Origin of the sequence: Mycobacterium sp. 23 (assembly GCF_048287075.1) — a bacterium.
Lineage (GTDB): Bacteria > Actinomycetota > Actinomycetes > Mycobacteriales > Mycobacteriaceae > Mycobacterium > Mycobacterium gordonae_B.
This window is the reverse complement of sequence record NZ_JBLVUX010000005.1, coordinates 6,792,125-6,811,654: the sequence shown is the minus strand read 5'-3', so window position 1 is coordinate 6,811,654 and position 19,530 is coordinate 6,792,125. Positions and strand designations below refer to the sequence as shown.

The 19,530-nt window shown below is 67.4% G+C and carries 15 protein-coding genes; 5 read left to right on the top strand and 10 right to left on the bottom strand.

The window, feature by feature from the left end:
* Positions 1-9 precede the first annotated feature (9 nt).
* The 3 genes from ACNQS7_RS32170 to ACNQS7_RS32160 all read left to right on the top strand — a co-directional run bounded on the left by ACNQS7_RS32170 (position 10) and on the right by ACNQS7_RS32160 (position 5,335).
* The gene (locus tag ACNQS7_RS32170; RefSeq protein ID WP_418015752.1) at positions 10-2,652 is read left to right on the top strand and encodes an ATP-binding protein; all 2,643 of its coding nucleotides are present in this window, start codon (positions 10-12) and stop codon (positions 2,650-2,652) included.
* Positions 2,653-2,773: 121 nt separating this feature from the next.
* Positions 2,774-4,360, top strand: a complete 1,587-nt coding sequence (locus ACNQS7_RS32165) for a protein kinase family protein (RefSeq protein ID WP_418015751.1) — start codon at positions 2,774-2,776, stop codon at positions 4,358-4,360.
* 57 nt (positions 4,361-4,417) lie between these two features.
* Complete coding sequence (locus ACNQS7_RS32160) at positions 4,418-5,335, top strand: alpha/beta hydrolase (RefSeq protein WP_418015750.1); 918 nt, start codon at positions 4,418-4,420, stop codon at positions 5,333-5,335.
* 3 nt (positions 5,336-5,338) lie between these two features.
* Here ACNQS7_RS32160 and ACNQS7_RS32155 read toward each other — a convergent pair whose 3' ends face one another.
* Positions 5,339-5,596, bottom strand: coding sequence for a hypothetical protein (locus ACNQS7_RS32155; RefSeq protein ID WP_418015749.1), 258 nt, complete (start codon positions 5,594-5,596; stop codon positions 5,339-5,341).
* A 173-nt stretch (positions 5,597-5,769) separates the two neighbouring features.
* Here ACNQS7_RS32155 and ACNQS7_RS32150 point away from each other — a divergent pair, with 173 nt between their 5' ends.
* Entirely contained in the window at positions 5,770-6,261 is a 492-nt protein-coding gene (locus ACNQS7_RS32150) for a DUF2231 domain-containing protein (protein ID WP_418015748.1), read from the top strand.
* On the opposite strand, the gene ACNQS7_RS32145 is transcribed toward ACNQS7_RS32150, so the two are convergent.
* Positions 6,248-7,621 (bottom strand): PLP-dependent aminotransferase family protein, encoded by a 1,374-nt coding sequence (locus ACNQS7_RS32145; protein WP_418016242.1) that lies wholly within the window; start codon positions 7,619-7,621, stop codon positions 6,248-6,250. The genes ACNQS7_RS32150 and ACNQS7_RS32145 overlap by 14 nt on opposite strands.
* An 80-nt stretch (positions 7,622-7,701) precedes the next feature.
* On the opposite strand from ACNQS7_RS32145, the gene ACNQS7_RS32140 reads away from it, so the two are divergent.
* Positions 7,702-8,598, top strand: coding sequence for a class I SAM-dependent methyltransferase (locus tag ACNQS7_RS32140; RefSeq protein WP_418015747.1), 897 nt, complete (start codon positions 7,702-7,704; stop codon positions 8,596-8,598).
* Between the two features lie 2 nt (positions 8,599-8,600).
* Here the strand turns inward: ACNQS7_RS32140 and ACNQS7_RS32135 are convergent, their stop codons facing one another.
* From ACNQS7_RS32135 to ACNQS7_RS32100, 8 genes are all read right to left on the bottom strand, one after another.
* Positions 8,601-8,822, bottom strand: coding sequence for a hypothetical protein (locus tag ACNQS7_RS32135; protein WP_418015746.1), 222 nt, complete (start codon positions 8,820-8,822; stop codon positions 8,601-8,603).
* Between the two features lie 22 nt (positions 8,823-8,844).
* Entirely contained in the window at positions 8,845-9,705 is an 861-nt protein-coding gene (locus tag ACNQS7_RS32130) for a TIGR03619 family F420-dependent LLM class oxidoreductase (protein WP_418015745.1), read from the bottom strand.
* Complete coding sequence (locus ACNQS7_RS32125) at positions 9,702-10,352, bottom strand: PaaI family thioesterase (protein ID WP_418015744.1); 651 nt, start codon at positions 10,350-10,352, stop codon at positions 9,702-9,704. The genes ACNQS7_RS32130 and ACNQS7_RS32125 overlap by 4 nt, the downstream gene beginning before the upstream one ends.
* Positions 10,349-13,273: a bifunctional [glutamine synthetase] adenylyltransferase/[glutamine synthetase]-adenylyl-L-tyrosine phosphorylase gene (locus ACNQS7_RS32120; RefSeq protein ID WP_418016241.1), complete on the bottom strand. Its 2,925-nt coding sequence runs from the start codon at positions 13,271-13,273 to the stop codon at positions 10,349-10,351. The genes ACNQS7_RS32125 and ACNQS7_RS32120 overlap by 4 nt, the downstream gene beginning before the upstream one ends.
* 102 nt (positions 13,274-13,375) lie before the next feature.
* The gene (gene glnA / locus ACNQS7_RS32115) at positions 13,376-14,716 is read right to left on the bottom strand and encodes a type I glutamate--ammonia ligase (RefSeq protein ID WP_418015743.1); all 1,341 of its coding nucleotides are present in this window, start codon (positions 14,714-14,716) and stop codon (positions 13,376-13,378) included.
* A 76-nt stretch (positions 14,717-14,792) separates the two neighbouring features.
* A complete protein-coding gene (locus ACNQS7_RS32110) occupies positions 14,793-16,358 on the bottom strand; it encodes an alpha/beta hydrolase (RefSeq protein WP_418016240.1) in 1,566 nt (521 codons plus the stop codon).
* 131 nt (positions 16,359-16,489) lie between these two features.
* Entirely contained in the window at positions 16,490-18,049 is a 1,560-nt protein-coding gene (locus ACNQS7_RS32105; RefSeq protein WP_310786936.1) for an alpha/beta hydrolase, read from the bottom strand.
* Positions 18,050-18,134: 85 nt separating this feature from the next.
* Positions 18,135-19,526: a WS/DGAT/MGAT family O-acyltransferase gene (locus tag ACNQS7_RS32100; RefSeq protein WP_418015742.1), complete on the bottom strand. Its 1,392-nt coding sequence runs from the start codon at positions 19,524-19,526 to the stop codon at positions 18,135-18,137.
* Positions 19,527-19,530: the final 4 nt, after the last annotated feature.

The following is a 19,530-nucleotide window of genomic DNA, read 5'->3' as shown; positions in this document are numbered from 1 at the left end:
TCGGGGGTGGTGACTTTTCTTTTCACCGACGTGGAGGGCTCCACACGTCGGTGGGAGGACGACGCCGACGCGATGCGGGCCGCTCTGGCCGCCCACGACGAGGTGTTGCGCGGGACGATCGAGGCACACGGCGGCTACCTGTTCAAGCACACCGGTGACGGCGTGTGCGCGGCCTTCGCCTCGCCCCGCGCGGCCGTGGATGCCGCGGTGGCGGCACAACTCCGGGTGGAGCTGCCGATCCGGATGGGTCTGGCGACCGGCGAGGCCGAACTGCGGCAGGCCGATTACTTCGGGACGGTACTCAACCGTGCGGCCAGGGTGATGGCCGCCGGCCATGGCGGTCAGATCCTGCTGGCCGAGTCGACGGCAGGTCTGCTGAGCGGAGTGGATCTGCTCGATCTCGGGCCGCGACGGTTGCGGGACATCCCTGTGCCGGTCGGGGTGTTCCAGGTTCGGGCCGCTGGTCTGCGCACGGCGTTTCCGCCGTTGCGGGCGCTCGATACGAGTCCGGGAAACCTGCGGTCTGTCGGCACCCGGCTGGTCGGCCGCGGCGCCGAGGTGGCCGCGATCGAGGCGGCGGTCAAGTCGCACCGGGTGGTGACGCTGACCGGCGTGGGCGGGGTCGGTAAGACGCGCCTCGCGGTGGACGTCGCGACACACCTGGCCGAGGCGTTCCCGGACGGGGTCTGGCTCTTCGAGCTGGCCGCGGTCACCGATCCCCTGGCGGTACCCGACGCGGTGGCGTCGGCGCTCGGCATCACCCAGCAACCGGGTAAGAGCGTCACCGAGTCGGTGGCTGACGCCTTGGAGGGACGGATCCGGTTGCTGGTCTTCGACAACTGCGAGCACGTTCTTGACGCCGCCGCCGACCTGATCGAAGCCATACTCGCCATTTCGGCGACGATACGAATCCTCGCCACCAGCCGCGAGGGCCTCGGTGTCCCCGACGAGCAGGTGTTGCCGGTGCGCCCCCTGGACACCGCAGCGGGACTCGAATCGGCGGCGGTGACCCTGTTCGTCGAACGTGCGCGAAGCATTGCGTCGGACTTCTCGATGGCCGACCTTGGCGAGGCCGCCGCGGTGAGTGAGATCTGCCGGCGCCTCGACGGCATTCCACTGGCCATCGAACTCGCGGCCTCCCGGATGGCGTCCATGACCGCCGGCGAGGTGCGTGACCGTCTCGATCACCGCTTCCAGCTGCTGGTCGGCTTCCGTCGGGGCCTGGAACGTCACCACACGCTGCGACACGCCGTGGCCTGGTCTTACGACCTTCTCGACGACGCCGAGAGGTCGGTGCTGAACCGCTGTTCGGTCTTCGCGGGCGGTTTCGACCTGCGCAGCGCCTGCGCGGTAGCCGGATCCGGCGACCTCGACGAGTACGCCGTTCTCGAGCTACTCGACGCGCTGGTACGCAAGTCGCTGCTCATCGCTGACCACGCTGCTTCTCGCACCCGCTTCTCGATGCTGGAGACGATCCGCCAGTTCGCCGAGGAGCACCTGGTCGCCGGCGGAACGTCCGTCGCGATCCGGGCCGCCCACTCCCGGTATTTCGCCGGACGGGAAACCGACATCATGGCCCTGTGGGACAGCCCGAACCAGCGCGCGGCGTACGACTGGTTCACGGTCGAGCTGGCCAATCTGCGCACTGCCTTCCGGTGGGCCACCGAACACGGCGACCTGGACACGGCAGCTGCCATCGCGGCCTACGCGGCGCTGCTCGGCCCTTTCCTCGAGAACTACGAACCGATCACCTGGGCCGAAGAACTCGTCGCAAGACTCCGCGACCTCGCACATCCCCGACTCGCGGCGATCTGTGTGGGGGCATCGCTGTGCGTGCTCGTCGGACGTTTCGAAGATGCTGTGCGCTACAGCGAGATCGGCCAGCAGGTCATCGCGACCGCCGGCGACGCCGTCGCGTACTTCGGTGAGCCCTGGCTCGGCAGTGCGTATCTGTTTATCGGCCGGCCCGATCGGTATGTGGAGCTGTGTCGCTCGCAGCTGGCACGGACCGGCGACGCGAACACCTTCGCGAGAGCCAACCTGGTCTTCGCATTGGCCGCGTCCGGTTCGCCGGACGAAGCGACAGTGGCCGCGACGGGCCTCATCGATGCCGCTGAAGCGACGGGCAATCCCTGGGTGCTGGCCTACGCCCTCTTCGCGTGGGGTTTTGCCTTCCGCGATATCGACTCGGGTCGCGCGATCGACGCATTTCGCCGGGGCGTCCTCGTCTCGCACGACAGCGGTAACCGATTCTTTGAATCACAATTCTCGTATTGGAGGTGCGGCGTCGAGGCCGAGCACGGGGACCCGGTGACGACGTTGGGCTACCTCGCCGTGGCCATCCGTACCAACCACGAATCCGGCAACATCGGCATGATGCACAACCCCATGGCCACCCTTGCCCTGGTTCTCGACCGGCTCGGACGCTACGAACCGGCGGCCACCATCGCCGGTTTCGCAGCGGGCAATCCCATGGTTGCGGTGTCCTTGCCCGAGCTCGCGGCGCTGACCAGACATCTGCGTGAGTTCCTCGGCGAACAAGCCTTCGAATCGCTCGCCCGGACGGGTGAACTGATGGCCGTCGCCGCCATGGTGACGTACGCCTGCGACCAAATCGACCTTGTGCGAAGAGAACTCGAACACGGCACCTGAACTGCGCCCGTCGCGGGTTTGACCGCGCCCCTGCGCGGTTATCTGATGGGCGACCAGTGTCAGCATCCGGTCGCGTCTGTCCCGATGCGGTCGGTGCTCTGCCGGGGAGCGAGACGACGAGATGACCGCGAGCCAACCCAACGCGTCGGAAGTCGCGACGGCACACATCCCCTATCTGTGGACCGAGCCGCGTTCGCCGAGCGGCGCAGCGAACCCACTCATCGCCGGCGCCACCATTGCCAGCGGCCGGATCCGGCTGCTGCTGTTCTACGGCGAGTTGACGCACCTCCAGTTCTGGCAGGCCGCTGACACGGTGACCGGGCAGCACCTGGCTGTCACGGTCGTCGACGCCGAGAACGCGCTGCCGACGGCGACCGTCGACGCAATCCTTTCCCGCACCGCACGTCTGCGCGGCATCGACTCACCGTCGGTGGCGACGGTCATCGACGTGGGCCGTGATTACTGCGGCGGTGTGGTGGTCTCGGAGTGGGTTCGTGGCGCCACGCTGAAAGAGGTGGCCAACAGCGGTCCGTCGCCCATCGGGGTTGCCGACGCGGTGCTGTCGCTGGCCGAGGCGGCAGAAGCGGGTCACCGGGCGGGCCTGACATTGTCGATCGACCACCCTGCCCGGATCAGGGTCAGCCTCGACGGGCGCGCCGTCCTGGCCTTCCCGGCGACCTTGCCGGACGCGACTGCAAGCGATGACTTACGGGGCATCGGCGCGGTGATGTATGCGCTGCTGCTCAACCGCTGGCCCTTCGAAAACCAAGCGGTGCGGAAGGATTGGCACAACGCCGAGACCGACGCCCGGGGCCGGATCCAGGAGCCGGCGGCTTTCGACCCGCGCATTCCGTTCCTCGTGTCGTCCACTGCGGCAGCCCTGGTCCGCGATGGCGAGAACATTCGCAGCGCCAAGACCATTACGACGTTGCTGCGCGAGGCGAGCGGGGAGGCGAAGAACTCCGCGGATCCGCACCGAACCCGTGAGCTGCCCGCTCTGCCGCCCCCCGGCCAGTACGCCGCCTTCCGCAATTTCGGACCCGCGGAGCGGGAGTACGCGCGCCGTCAGCTCGTCAAGACATGTCTGGGAAGTGCGGCGGCAGTGGTCCTGGTCCTGCTGACCACCTTCGCGACGACGATCAGCCACGTGGTCGGCACCTTCGACACCAAGGTGGCGATGAACGGCGACAAGCTCGGACTTCAGCCGGCTGCGACCTCACCGAGTCCGTCGCTGGTGGCCGCCAATCCCGCAACGGTCAAGGTGCTCCGAGCCGCGGTATTCTCGCCGGGCGGTGCGCCGGACAACCCCGGCTCGGCCGGACTGGCGATCGACGGTGACCCCGGCACCGCCTGGTCGACCGACACCTACTTCGACCCCGCACCGTTCCCGAAGTTCAAGGACGGTGTGGGACTCCTGTTGCAGCTGGCCGAGCCCACGTCGCTGAGCGCGGTCGCCGTCGACCTGAACAGCTCCGGCACGGTGGTGCAGATCCGGGCATCAGCAAGCGCGACGCCGGCAAGGCTCAGCGACACCACCGAACTCAGCGCGCCTGCCGCGTTGCCACCCGGTCACCGCGTGATCCCCATAACATCTTCTACGCCAACAACTTTCGTGCTTTTCTGGATCAGCACCCTGGGCACCACCGGCGGGAAGAGCCATTCCGACATTTCCGAGCTGACACTGCAGAGCGCAGTACAGTTCAGGTAAGGGCGCCGGCGGCCAGTGGGTCGCCACATCCCAAGCGTGTTTGGAACGGACCTGCGGATGCCTGAGGACGTCTTCTTCGAATCCGGCGGCGTGTGCTGCGCCGCTGACTTCTACCCCCCGGATGCCGATGACGTACTGATGCCTTGCGTAGTGATGGGACATGGTGGAAGCGGGACCAAGCGCCTGGGACTGCCGAAGTACGCCGAACGGTTCGCCGCGGCCGGTTTGGCGGTCTTGGCGTTCGACTACCGCGGCTTCGGCGCGAGCGCGGGCGAACCCCGGCAGGTCATCAGCTGTGCCGGGCAGCACGATGACTATCGGGCGGCGTTGCGCTATGTGCGGAGCCGTTCCGGCATCGACCCACAGCGGATCGCTTTATGGGGTACCTCCCTCAGCGGCGGCCATGTCCTGGCGGTGGCCGCTGAGGATCCGGCCGTAGCTGCTGTGGTCGCGCAAGTGCCCCTGATAGACGGCTGGCATCGTGGCCGTGGGTTACGCGAGCGACTCCACTGGGACATAGCCTGGCGCACCGCGCAATTCACCGCTGCGGCGCTGCGGGATGTGATTCACGAGCGGGCCGGATGGGCACCCTACCTGGTGCCGGTGGTCGCCGAGCCCGGCCGTATCGCGGTGTTCACCGAGCCGGACGCCAAAGCGGCGTTCGAGGCACTCGGCGGCGAATCCACCGGCTGGCGAAACGCTTTGGCGCCTCGGATGATCTTCGACCTACCTCACTATCGCAAAGGCACCGCGGAAGCCCTGCACATGCCGGTCCTGATGTGTCTCGCCGATAGAGACTTGCAGGCCTCGGCCTCGTTTGCCGCCAAAGTGTCAACGCGCATGCCGAACGTGGAGATCCAGCACTACCCGGTCGGGCACTTCGACGTCTACCTCGGATCGAGGTTTGACGAAATCGCTTCCGCCCAAACCGAATTCCTGTGCAGGAAACTACTGACTAACAGCGCCGCCGGATAGGAGCTAATAGGTCCTAGCCAACTCGTCAGCCGGTTCCGACAGCGCATCCTGAGGCGCAGCCAACCAGCCGGCGTATCCAAGGGCAACGCCGATGGTGGTGTAGAGAGCGGCCTCGGTCCACATGTACCCGACACCCCACCGTCTTCCGAGGAAAGTCGGCTCGTTGACGATGCCAACCGAGGTTGCCACCGCATACCCCGCGTGCGCCCAGCCCAATGCCCCGAAGAAGCCCGATAAGAATTTGCACACTTCACGATTCATTGGCCACTCCTCCCGCCAAAAATGTTCCAGCCGGGTTCCAACCGGCAGATCAATCGTCCGCGGGCGTGCAAGGCTCGCAAAGAGTCCAAAGTCACGCACTGGACCCCGCACAGGTTTTGCACAGCGGCGGCTGACAGGATCTGGGGCAGCCACACCCTAGCGCCAGGAGTCCCATGACCGTCTTCAGCGGGTTGCCGACGCACGTCCTGTTCGTGCATTTCCTGGTCGTCCTGGTACCGCTGACCGCGCTGCTCGAAATCCTCTGCGCAGTGTGGCCGGCCGTACGCCGCGGACAAATCGTCTGGCTCACGCTCGCCTTGGCGACCGTGATCATGGTGCTGACCCCGATCACCGTCGAAGCCGGCGAGTGGCTCTACGATCTGCGCCGCAACCCCGATCCGATCCTGCAGCAGCATGCCGAACGGGGCGGCTGGATGACCTATTTCGCGGTGGCCCTGCTGGTGGTGGCCGTCGCACTGGCCGCACTGCACGTCGTCGAACGCCGTTCGGACGAGCCGCGGCGGGGCGCCAATGCCGTCGTCGCGGTCCTCGCGGTAGCGGTGGGTGTCGCGTCGATGATTCAGATCTACCGGATCGGTGACTCAGGCGCACGCTCGGTGTGGGGCAACGAGATTGCGCACTTGAGGCAAGTCACGAAGAAGTGAGTGCGCGCATCAGCTGACCGAGATGGTCCAGTGCGCCGGCGTATTCGTGTTCCGCCGGCGTTCCGTAGCCGACGACGATTCCTGCGCTGCGCCGAGCGGTGCCGTGCCAGAACGGAGCCAGACCGGTAAGCGCGAGGTTGCGGTCGCGCGCGAGGCTCAGGACATCGGCCTCAGTGCGGTCGTCAGGAAGCGACACCACGGCGTGTAGTCCCGCGGAAATGCCCTGAACCGAAACCTCGGGTGCATAGCGATCCAGCGTCTCTACCAGCGCATCGCGACGACCGCGGTAGCGGCGCCGCATCCGCCGGACGTGCCGGTCCAGGCCCCCTGACTCGATCAGTTCCGCCAGCGCCAACTGCGCCAACACATCGGTGCCGCGGTCGGCCCGCCGCTTGGCCTCGACCACCTCGTCGACCAAACCGGGTGGTACGGCCAACCAGCCGAGCCGCAGACCAGGAGCCAGGCTCTTACTGGCGCTCCCGGCGTAGATGACCCGCTCGGGCGCCAGGCCCTGCAACGCCCCGACGGGATGGCGGTCATAGCGGAACTCCCCGTCGTAGTCGTCCTCGATCAGATACGAGCCGCGCGCGGCCGCGACCCGGGTGAACTCGGTGCGCCGGTGGGCATCCAGCGTCATGCCGAGCGGAGCTTGATGCGCCGGCGTGAGAACCGCCGCGACCGACGTCGACGGCCATCGGTCCGGCCGGGCACCACCGGCATCGACGTCCAGCGAATGAACCGTGAGCCCGGCAGCTTCGACGATCGCCCGGTGGTCGGGAAGGCACGGATTCTCCAGGGCTGTCGGACCGGCCGAGCCGGCGGCCAGCGCGTCGCAGACCAGCCGCAAACCTTGGGTGAATCCGCTGCAGATCACGATGTGCTCGCTGTTGGTGAGCACGCCGCGCACCCGGCCCAGATAGTCCGCGAGCACCGCGCGCAGGCGCGGCGACCCCCGTGGATCGCCGGGTCCGAGTTCGGCGTGCGCGGTCACCTGCAGCGCCCGCCGCAGCGCGCGCAGCCATTCCTGGCGGGGGAACATGCTCAGGTCCGGACGGCCCAACCGGAAATCCGCGACGACGCGTGCGGTGGCGCCCTGGGCGGAGACGCGGGGCGGCATCAGTGGCCCATGCGCCACTTCGGTCGCAGCGCCCGGCCGGGTTCGCAGGTATCCCTCGGCCGCCAACTGGGAGTACACCTCCACGACGGTGCCGCGGGCCATCTGGAATTGCGCCGCCAGCGCCCGCGATGACGGCAACCACTGCCCCGGCGCCAATCGACCGTCGCGGATCGCCTGCCGCAGAGCACTTTCCAGTGCCGCTCGACGTCCACGACCGGGCGGGAGCTCCAGGTGCAGATCCAGACCGGCACCGTCACTGGTACACGAAACAATCATCGAATTGGACCTTATCTATGAACTGGTTTCTTCGTAAGGTCGGAAAAATGACGGCCCCCACCGCGACACACCGGCGTCTTGACCGCACCGCGAGCTTGACGGCGCAGGTCAACGCCGCCCAACGCGCCGCGGAATCCATGCGCCCACCAGATCGGCGACTGCTCGACGACCCGCAGTCCCGCCACTTCGTCGAGCACCCGGCGCTGCGGGCTGTCTTGTCTCACCCCTGGTCGGCCGACGCCGCGCTACGGGTATTCGACCGGGTGTGGGGTGGGCTGCACGCACACATCGCGCTGCGGGTGCGCTACGCAGACGACGCCTGCGCTGCGGCCATCGCTGCGGGCGTCGACCAACTGGTGCTGCTCGGCGCCGGCTTCGACACCTCCAGCCTGCGGATCGGCGATCCGGCGGTGACGGTGTTCGAGGTGGATGCGCCCACCACCCAGGCGCACAAACGCCCGGTGGTCGAGCGGCTTGCGACGAGAAACCGAACCGTCTGGGTGCCTTGTGATTTCGAGCATGACAGGTTGCGGGACCGGCTACTCGGGGCGAGTTTCGACCCGGCCGGACCCAGCCTGGTCGTCTGGCTCGGCGTCAGCATGTACCTCACCCGCGACGCCATCGACGCGACGCTGGCCGACCTCGCGCAACTCTGCGCGCCGGGCAGCCGCCTGGTGGTCGACTACATCCGCGACGGTGTCGTCGCGGCCCGCACACCGTGGCCGGGCGCCGACCGGATCGCCCGGCTGGTGGCCAGGCGCGGGGAGCCCTATCGCAGCGACTTCACCGGGCAAGGGATCGACGCCGTCCTCACCGCTCACGGTTTTGAGCCCGTCGAACACCTGGGCGTAGCAGCACTTCTCAACCGCTACGACCCGACGAACACCAGCCGGCTCGCCAACGACGACTGGCTGGCCGTCGCGACCGCGATTCGGCGGGAATGACCTCAGAACTTAGGCCGGTGCGCGATGATTCCGCGCGACATCCGCACCGGCGTCCCGTCCACCACCTCGACGACCTCCAGCCAGGCGCTCGGCGCTACGAAGTGCCGGCTTATGTCTTCCCGCTTCATCGAGATAATCAGGACCCCGGCGTCGGTCACCTCGAACGCGTCTAGCGCGCCATAGTCACGGGCCTCTCCGTTGGCGAAAACGACCGTGAAAGCCATGCTGGAATTATCGCGTGCAGCCTCAGGCGTCGAGCGCGAGGTCCTTGCGGAAACGCCGCAGCCCGTCGATCTTCTCGGCCAGGGTGGCATCCGGGCCGGCGTAGAACATCCACGGCATCGTGATGATGCCGGTGATGCCGGCCTCCTCGGCGCGCCGGTAGTGCTCGACGGTGAACGCGTCGGTCAGCGGCGTCAGGATGGTGAAACCGTCCATGGACAACCCGTTTTCGGCGCGCAGCTTCCGCAGCTTGTCCACCGCCTCGATCGCGCGTTCGGTATTGATCAGGTCTCCGATCCACCCGTCGTAGCGGGCCGCGCGACGCAACGCGATGTCACTGAGCCCGCCGACGTACACCGGGATCGGGGGCGGCGTCGGCTGCATCTCCAGGCGCGGCGCGTGGTAGAAGGTGCCGTCGAATTCCGTCCAGCCAGGCGACCACAGCTCCCGCATCAGGTCGATCATTTCCTCGGTGCGCTTGCCGCGGGCCGCGAACTGCTCCCCCATCAACTCGAACTCCTCGCGGCACCAGCCCACGCCGATGCCGAGTTCGATGCGGCCCGAGGCCAGAAGCGCCGCGGTGCCAATCGCTTTCGCCGCCGAATACGGATTGCGCATCGCCGGGATGTAAACCGTGGTCACGAACTTCAGCCGTGTAGTGACCTGGGCGAGGGCGCCGACGAGTACCCACGGATCCGGCCAGTCCGTGAAGGGCTGCCATCGACGCGACCCGTCCTTGGTGTACGGGTAGGGCGTTTGCAGCGTCTCCAGGTTGACGACGTGGTCGGGTATCCCGAGCCCGTCGTAGCCGAGTTCGTCCGCGGCCCTGGCGATCTCGATGATGTCCGGGGTGTTCAGAAAGGCGCTGCTGACGTAGAACTTCACTGTCCGTTCCCGCCGTCGCGCGCCCAGGCCGGTTCGATGAAGACTCCCTCGGATTCGACCGTGATCCCGTCGGCGTCCGAAATAAAGCCGCGCGCAAACACTTTGACGCCCTCCCTGCGGTCAATCCAGGCCTCGGAGCGCAGCGGGCCCAACGGAGTGCCACGCAGGTACTTCACCGTGATCGTTCCGGTGAACCGCGCCTTGGAGAGCCCCTCGCTGGCCGCCTCGCCGAGCATGTGGTCGAGCACCAGCGCACTGACGCCGCCGTGCACCAGCTTCGGCGGACCCTCGTACGCCGAGCCGAGGACGAAGTCGGCCCAGCACCGTCCGCCGTCGTGGTGCACGACCACGGGCGGGGCGATCGGATTGCACGCGCCGACAACAGCGTTGCCCAGCGGCAAGGGACGGCCGTCGACGCGATAGCTCACCCCGACGGGCCGGGTGCGTTGCCGCAACGACTCGGTGACGCTCTGGATCGCGGCTCGTGCCTGCGCGATCACAACGTCGTCGACCTCGGTGCGTACGGTCGCGTCGATCAGGTCGCGGACGGCGTCGGCGAGCGGTGCGTACAGGGCGGTCACCCGATCAGCTTCGGGCGCGCTCAACACTTCGAACAGGGCGCCCAGCGCACCGGCATCCTGAGTCAACTTCCGAACACCTTGCGCACCACAGCTTTCGCCCGCCTTGTCACCCGTAGATAGTTGTCCAGGAATTCCCCACCGTCGTCGTTGTGCCAGCCCGCCGCGACGGCGACCGCGTTGAGTTGGCGCCCCGGCCCGGGCAACTGGTCGGTGGGCTTACCGCGGACCAGCACCAGCGCATTGCGGGCCCGGGTCGCGGTCAGCCATGCCTGGCGCAGCAGGTCGACCTCCTCCTGGTCGGCCAGTCCCGTTTCGGCGATGACGTCCAGCGACTCGAGTGTCGAGGTGTTGTGCAGGGCCTGGATCTCGTGGGCGTGCCGCAGCTGTAGCAACTGCACAGTCCATTCGATATCGGCCAGTCCCCCGCGGCCGAGCTTGGTGTGGGTGTTGGGGTCAGCGCCCCGCGGCAGCCGTTCGGACTCGATGCGCGCCTTGATGCGGCGGATCTCCTGCACGGCTTCGGCCGAGACGCCGTCGGGCGGATAGCGGGTTTTGTCGATGGTGAGCAGGAAGCGCTGACCCAGCACCGGGTCGCCGGCCACCGCGTGCGCGCGCAGCAGCGCCTGGATCTCCCACGGCTGCGCCCACTGCGTGTAGTACGCCTCGTAGGAGGCCAGGGTGCGGACCAGCGGACCGTTGCGCCCCTCGGGACGCAGATTGGCGTCGACCTCAAGCGGCGGATCGACACTGGGCTGCCCCAGCTGCTTTCGGACCTGCTCGGCGATGGTGTTCGCCCATTTCACCGCCTGGGAGTCGGTGGCGCCGTTGGCCGTCTCGCAGACGAACATCACGTCGGCGTCCGAGCCATAGCCCAGCTCGGCGCCACCGAGGCGGCCCATCCCGATCACGGCGATGACCGCGGGGGCACGCCCGTCCTCAGGAAGATTGGCCCGGATAGTCGCATCCAGGGCGGCCTGCAGCACCGCCACCCAGATCGAGGTGAGCGCGGCGCACACGTCGGTGACCTCGAGCATGCCCAGCAGGTCGGCGGATCCGACGCGGGCGAGTTCGCGACGGCGCAGGGTGCGCGCGGCGGCGATGGCCCGGGCGGGATCGGCGTGGCGGCCCGCCGATGCGACCAGTGCCCGCGCCACCGCTGCGGGTTCGGCCTCCAGCAGCATGGGCCCGCTCGAGCGGTCGCCGTAGTTCTGGATCACCTCGGGTGCGCGCATCAGCAGGTCCGGCACATAGGCCGAGGTGCCGAGCACATGCATGAGGCGCTTGCCCACCGTCGGCTTGTCGCGCAGCGTCGCCAGGTACCAGCTCTGGGAGGACAGCGCCTCGCTGAGGCGCCGGTAGGCCAACAGACCGGTGTCGGGATCCGGCGCATAGGACAGCCAGTCCAGCAGTCGCGGCAGCAGCACCGACTGCACCCGGCCACGCCGGCCACTCTGATTGACCAGCGCGGACATGTGCTTCAGCGCCGTCTGCGGGCCCTCGTAACCGAGTGCGGCCAGCTGTCGCTCGGCCGCCTCCGAGGTCATGCGACCGCCGACGATCTCCAGGCCGGCGGGGCCGACGGACTCCAGCAGCGGCTGGTAGAACAGCTTGGCGTGCAACCGGGACACCCGGACGTTCTGGTGTTTGAGCTCCTCGCGCAGCACCCCGGCCGCGTCGTGGCGGCCGTCGGGCCGGATGTGGGCGGCTCGGGCCAGCCAGCGCACCGCCTCATCGTCGTCCGGCTCGGGCAGCAGATGGGTGCGCTTGAGGCGCTGCAGCTGCAGCCGATGCTCGAGCAGACGCAGGAATTCGTAGGAGGCGATCATGTTCGCCGCATCCTCGCGCCCGATGTAACCGCCCTCGCCTAGCGCGGCCAGCGCATCGACCGTCGACGCGACATGCAGTGACTCGTCACCGCGTCCATGCACCAGCTGCAGCAACTGCGCGGCGAACTCCACGTCGCGCAGGCCGCCGCTGCCGAGTTTGAGTTCGCGGCCGCGGATGTCGGCGGGCACCAGTTGCTCCACCCGGCGCCGCATGGCCTGCACCTCGGTGACGAAATCCTCACGCTCGCAAGCCGTCCACACCATCGGCGCCAGCGCCTCGAGATAACGCCGGCCCAGTTCGGCGTCACCCACAGCGGCGCGCGCCTTCATCAGCGCCTGGAACTCCCACGTCTTCGCCCAACGCTGGTAGTAGGCGACGTGCGATTCGACCGTCCGGACCAGCTCCCCATGGCGTCCCTCGGGGCGCAGCGCGGCGTCCACCTCGAAGAACGCCGACGATGCCAACCGCATCATCTCGCTGGCCACCCTGGTGGTGATGGCGTCGGCGCGCTCCCCGACGAAGATCACGTCGACGTCGCTGACGTAGTTCAGTTCGCGCGCACCGCATTTGCCCATCGCGATCACGGCCAGCCGGGGTGGGGTGCGATCGCCGCATACCGACTCCTCAGCCACCCGCAACGCGGCCGCCAGCGCGGCGTCCGCGGTGTCCGCCAGCTGGGCGCCCACCGTTGCGAAGGGCAGCACCGGCTCGTCTTCGACCGTCGGAGCCAGATCGAGTGCCGCCAGCACCAGCAGCTGGTCGCGGTAGACCGCTTTAAGCCGGTGCACGATGGTGCCCGCGGCGCCCGAACATTCCTCCACGCAGCGCATGAAGCTCTGCTGCAACTGCTCGCGGGTAGGCAGTTTGACCTTGCCCCGCAGCAACTTCCACGACTGTGGGTTGGCGATCAGGTGGTCCCCCAGGGCCAGGGAGGAACCCAGCACGGCGAACAGCCGCCCGCGCAGGCTGCGTTCGGTGAGCAGTGCCGCGTTCAACTCACGCCAACCGGAGTCGAGGCTCTCGGACAGCCGGACCAGCGCGCGTAGTGCGGCATCGGCATCCGGAGCGCGCGACAGGGACCAGAGCAGGTCGACGTGTGCCTGGTCGTCGTGCTGATCCCAACCCAGCTGTGCGAGCCGGTCGCCGGCGGGTGGATCCATCAAGCCGAGCCGGCCGACGCTGGGCAACTTGGGTCGCTGCGTGGCGGGCTTGGTCACGCTACTGACGGTAGCGCAACGGCTCCGGCCCGCTGGCCGCCCGGGTTACAGCGACAGGTAGGAGCGCAGCTCGAACGGCGTCACGTGGCTGCGGTAGTTCTCCCACTCGGTGCGCTTGTTGCGCAGGAAGAAGTCAAAGACGTGCTCTCCCAACGCCTCCGCGACCAGTTCCGAAGCCTCCATGGCGCGCAGCGCGTTGTCCAGACTCGACGGCAACTCGCGGTAGCCCATCGTGCGGCGTTCCTCGGGGGTGAGATCCCAGACGTTGTCTTCGGCCTGCGGCCCCAGCACGTAGCCCTTCTCCACCCCGCGCAGTCCGGCGGCCAGCAGCACCGCGAACGTCAGATACGGGTTGCAGGCCGAGTCCGGGCTGCGGACCTCGATGCGTCGAGACGACGTCTTGTGCGGTGTGTACATCGGCACCCGGACCAGAGCCGAGCGGTTGGCCGCGCCCCAGGACGCGGCGGTGGGCGCCTCGCCGCCGTGCACGAGCCGCTTGTAGGAGTTCACCCACTGGTTGGTGACGGCGCTGATCTCCGACGCGTGCTCGAGGATCCCGGCGATGAAAGACTTGCCGACCTCCGACAGCTGCAACGGGTCGTCGTCGCTGTGGAAGGCGTTGACGTCGCCCTCGAACAGGCTCATGTGGGTGTGCATCGCCGAACCCGCGTGCTGGCCAAAGGGCTTGGGCATGAACGTCGCCCGCACACCCTCTTCCAGCGCAACCTCTTTCATGATGTACCGGAAGGTCATCACGTTGTCCGCCATCGACAGCGCGTCGGCGAACCGCAGGTCGATCTCCTGCTGACCGGGCGCGCCCTCGTGGTGGCTGAACTCCACCGAGATGCCCATGAACTCCAGCGCCTCGATCGCGTGGCGACGGAACTTGGACGCGGACTCGTGTACCGCCTGGTCGAAGTAGCCGGCGTTGTCGATCGGAACCGGTTCGCCACCGTCCTCGGCGCCGGGCTTGAGCAGGAAGAATTCGATTTCCGGGTGCACGTAGCAGGAGAAGCCGAGGTCGTTGGCCTTCTGCAGCTGGCGCCGCAGCACGTGCCGCGGGTCGGCCCAGGACGGTGAACCATCGGGCATGGTGATGTCGCAGAACATCCGCGCGGAGTGGTGGTGGCCGGCCCGGGTGGCCCAGGGCAGCACCTGGAAGGTCGAGGGGTCAGGGTGTGCGACGGTGTCGGACTCCGAAACCCGTGCGAAGCCCTCGATCGACGAGCCGTCGAAGCCGATGCCCTCCTCGAACGCGCCTTCGAGTTCGGCCGGCGCGATCGCGACGGACTTGAGGAACCCGAGCACATCCGTGAACCACAGCCGGACGAAACGGATGTCGCGCTCTTCCAGCGTGCGGAGGACGAATTCCTTCTGCCGATCCATACCCGCACACTAGGCACGCTCTGTTAAATCCGTGTTACCGATGCTTGCCAGGCTTGGGCCAGACACGTTGCGGATGTCAAGCCTGACAACGCAGGTTCGGCGGCGGCAGGGTCAGATCCACGAAATAGCGCACGATCGCGGTGTCCACACACTGATTGCCGTCGAACACGACGGTGTGTTGCGTCCCGTCGAAGGACATCAGCGAACCGCCCAGTTGGCGGGCCAGGTCCACCCCGGCCTGATACGGAGTGGCCGGATCGTGGGTGGTGGAGACCACGACCACCCTGCCTGCGGGGGCGGGAGCGGCGGCATGCGGTGTCGAGGTCGGCGGCACCGGCCACAGCGCACAGATGTCGCGCGGAGCGGCGCCGGTGAACTGCCCGTAGCTCAGAAACGGAGCCACCTGCCGGATCCGTTGATCGGCGGAAACCCAGGAAGCCGGATCTGTCGGCGTCGGCGCGTCGACACATCGAATCGCGTTGAACGCATCCTGACCGTTGTCGTAGTGGCCCTGTTTGTCACGCCCGTTGTAGTCGTCGGCCAGCAGCAGGAGGTCGCCCGCGTCGGTTCCGCGTTGCAGGCCCAGTAGTCCGCTGGTCAGGTATTTCCAGTGCTGAGGGGTGTAGAGCGCGTTGATGGTGCCGGTGGTCGCGTCGGCGTAGCTCAGGCCGCGCGGGTCCGACGTCTTGCCCGGCCGGGTCACCAGCGGGTCGATCAGGGTGTGGTAGCGGGTGATCCACTGGGCCGGGTCGGTGCCCAGCGGGCAGGCCGTCGATCTGGCGCAGTCGGCCGCGTAATCGTTGAAAGCCGTTTGGAATCCGGCCATCTGGTTGACCGTCTCGTCGATCGGGCCGATCGTCGGGTCGATGGCACCGTCGAGCACCATGGCCCGCACGTGGGGGGCGAACCGCTCGATGTAGGCGGTTCCCAGCTCGGTGCCGTAGCTGTAGCCGAGGTAGTTGATCTGCTCGTCGCCCAGGGCCTGCCGGATCATGTCCATGTCGCGCGCGGCCGACGCGGTGCCGGTGTTGGCCAGAAACGGCAGTCCCATCCGCTCGGCGCAGTGCTGGGCTAACTCGCGGTACACCTGCTCGATGTGGGCGACCCCGGTCGGGCTGTAATCGACCATCGGATCGCGCCGGTAGGCGTCGAACTCCGCGTCCGAGCGGCAGCGCAGCGCCGGTGTCGAATGCCCCACTCCCCTGGGGTCGAATCCCACCAGATCGAAGTGCTGGCTGATCTCGGAGTTCTTGAGGTCGGGGGCCATGCCGGCCACCATGTCGACGGCCGATGCCCCGGGCCCGCCCGGATTGACCAGCAGCGAGCCGATCCGCTGCCCGGTCGCGGGGACGCGGATCACCGCCAACTTCGCCTGTGCGCCAGTGGGTTTGTCGTAGTCGACAGGGACCGACACCGTGGTGCAGCGAGCGGTGGGAATGTCGGTGGTGTCGCTGATGAAGCCGTTGCAGGGAACCCAGCTCTGGGGCGTCGCGACGGACGCCGCGGGGACCTGGGTCCCCCCGGTGCCGGTGTCGGGTTCGGGGGTCGCGGCGGCGAGCGGGAGTGCCGCCGACTGCAGAAGCACCAGTCCCGACGACAACAGCGCCGAGCTCACCAGTCTCAGGCGCAACATGGCGGAAATCGTCTCACTTCAAATTGCCGGGTTGGACGCGGAAGGATTACGCCTTGGTCACTAATCGGTACGGACGGCGCGTCGCGCCGACTGTGAATCCCACGACGGGACACGCCGACGGGCAAGTCACACCGGGCAGGTCAGCAGGTGGCGCCGCTGGGCGGCGTGGTCCCGTTGATCAGATAGGACGTGATGTAGTCGTCCACGCAGTTGTCACCCTGGAAGACGACCGTGTGCTGGGTTCCGTTGTAGGTGAGCAGTGAACCCTTGAGTTGATTGGCCAGGTCGACGCCCGCCTGATACGGCGTGGCCGGGTCGTGGGTAGTCGACACGACGATCATCGGCGCCAGTCCCGGCGCGGAGACGACGTGCGGGCGGCTGGTGGGTGGCACCGGCCAGAATGCGCAGGTGCCCAGCGGAGCATCGCCGGTGAACTTGCCGTAGCTCATGAACGGCGCCAGCTCACGCGACCGGCGATCTTCGTCGATGATCTTGGCGCGATCGGTGATCGGTGGCTGGTCAACGCAATTGATCGCCACGCGGGCGTCGGTGGAGTTGTTGTAGTGGCCCTTGGAATCGCGACGCATGTACATGTCGGCCAAAGCCAGCATCGTGTCGCCGCGCTGCTCGTCGGCCAGTTCTTTGAGACCGTCGGTCAGGTGATGCCACAGGTTCGGTGAGTACAGCGCCATGATGGTGCCGACGATCGCGTCGCTGTAGCTCAGGCCACGCGGGTCTTTAGTCTTCGCCGGCCTGCTCACGGCCAGGTTGTCCGGGTCGACCAGCGGGTCGACCAGGTTGTGGTAGGCCTCCACGGCTTTGTTCGGGTCGTTGCCAAGCGGACAGCTGGAATCTTTGGCGCAGTCGGCGGCATAGTCGTTGAACGCGTCTTGAAATCCCTTGGCCTGCCGCAGGTCCGCTTCGATCGGGTCGGCGTTGGGGTCCACCGCGCCGTCCAGGATCATCGACCGCACGTTCTGCGGGAACGCTTCGGCGTAGGCCGATCCGATGCGGGTTCCGTAGGAATAGCCGAGATAGGTCAGTTTCGCGTCACCGAGCGCCTTGCGGATAGCGTCCAAATCCTTTGCGACGCTGACGGTTCCCACGTTGGCCAGGAAGTTCTTGCCCACTTTGTCCACACAGCGCTGCACGAACTGCTTGGTCTCGTTTTCCATCCGCGCCACGCCCGCCTGGCTGTAGTCGACCTGAGGCTCGGCCCGCAGGCGGTCGTTGTCGGCATCGGAGTTGCACCAGATAGCCGGCCGGGAACTGGACACGCCACGCGGGTCGAACCCGACCAGGTCGAACCGTTCGTGCACCCGCTTGGGCAGGCTCTGGAACACGCCGAGTGCGGCCTCGATACCGGACTCGCCGGGACCGCCGGGGTTGATGACCAGCGAGCCGATCTTCTCGCCGCTGGCCGGGAACCGGATCAACGCCAGCGACGCCACGTCGCCGTCGGGATGGTCATAGTCGACCGGGACGGCGAGCTTGCCACACATGGCGTGCCCGGGAATCTTCGCGTTGGGATTGGAGCTGCGGCACGGTGTCCACACCACCGGTTGACCCAGGCGCGGCTCGGACATGAGCGCCTTGCCCGCGACGACGCGCACGCAGCCCGCCAGGACCAGTACCACGGCGGACAGCGCGGTCCAGATCAGCAGCATGCGCGCGAACTTGTCGCGGCGAGTCAGGCACATGGCACCATATGCTGCCAGAGCCGACACAAGACGCAGGTTAGCGGCCGATTAGCAAGTCGCGATCCACGTCACAGACGACCGGCCGCTAGCCGCACACAGCCAGCAATTCCTCCATGACGACTTCAAACTCGTCGGCCATCTCCCACAGGTCCGGCACCAGATCCGGGCACCCGATCAGGCCGATGTCCAGGCGGCCGGTCAGCGACATCACCGTGATGTTGAGCCCCGAGCCGTGAAAGATCGGGCCCAGCGGATACATGGCCCTGACCTCGCAGCCCAACAGGTAAAGCGGGATCTGCGGCCCCGGCACGTTGGAAACGACGAGATTGTGCACGGGCAGCGTTTCGGTCAACCGGGTCATCGCGTAGACGCGCATCGCCGCGCAGAAGACCGCCGGCGCGGCGAATTGCGACCAATCTTGCAGCAGCGTCGCGCCGATCGCCGAACTATGTTGCTTGGCAACCGAGTTCGCTTCCGCGATAGCCTTCAGCCGGTGCAGCGGGTCGGCGATCTCGGTGTGCAGGCTGGCGAACATCGCCGAGACCTGGTTGCGCCCGGATCGCGGGGACTTGCCGTGCACCGAGACCGGCACGGACGCCACCAGCGACGTCGCCGGCAACACGTTGCGATCGGCCAGATACTGCCGGAGCACCCCGGACACCAGTGCCATCACCACGTCGTTGACCTTGATGCCGAAGTGGTCTTTGACGGTCTTGACATCGTCGAGGTTCAACTCGGCGTAGGCGATCGTGCGACGGCCACTGACCGTAGCGTTGAACACCGTGCGCGGCGCGGCAAACGGGCGGGCCATCGTCAGCCCGTCGCGAGCCCGCTGCAGGGTGTCGAGCACGGAGTTGACGGTGTCGGGAACCACGCTGGCCAGCTGCAGAGGTCTGGTGGCGAACCGAAGCAACCCGCCCGCGGCGATCTGCCATCCGCTGGCGTCGCCGACCCCGCGCACCGGATCCGGCGCGGGCGCATCGGCCTCGGTGGTGCACAGCTGAGACATCAGGCTGGCGCCGGTCACCCCGTCCACGCCGGCATGGTGCACCTTGATCATCACCGCGAGACGGCCGGCCCGGTGGCAGTCAGTGCCCGCAACGCCCTCGATCACCCACATCTCCCACAGCGGTCGCCTACGGTCCAGCGGCAACGACGCGATGTGACCGCAGATCTCCGAGAGTTCGGCACGCCCGCCCGGAGGCGGCAACCCGATGCGGTGCACGTGGCGATCCACATCGAAGTTCTTGTCATCCACCCAGACCGGATGGTCCAGGTTCAGCGGGCTGTCAGCAAGCTTCTCGCGGAACTCCGGCATCGCGGCCAGCCGCAACGACAACGCGTCCCGCAGCCGGTCAAAGGTGTAGCCGCCGGGCATGGTGGAGGTATCGAGCTCCAGGATCGAGCAAACATGCATCGGCTGGGTGTCGGTCTCCAGATACAGGAAGCTGGCGTCGAGCCCACTGAGCCGCTGCATCCGA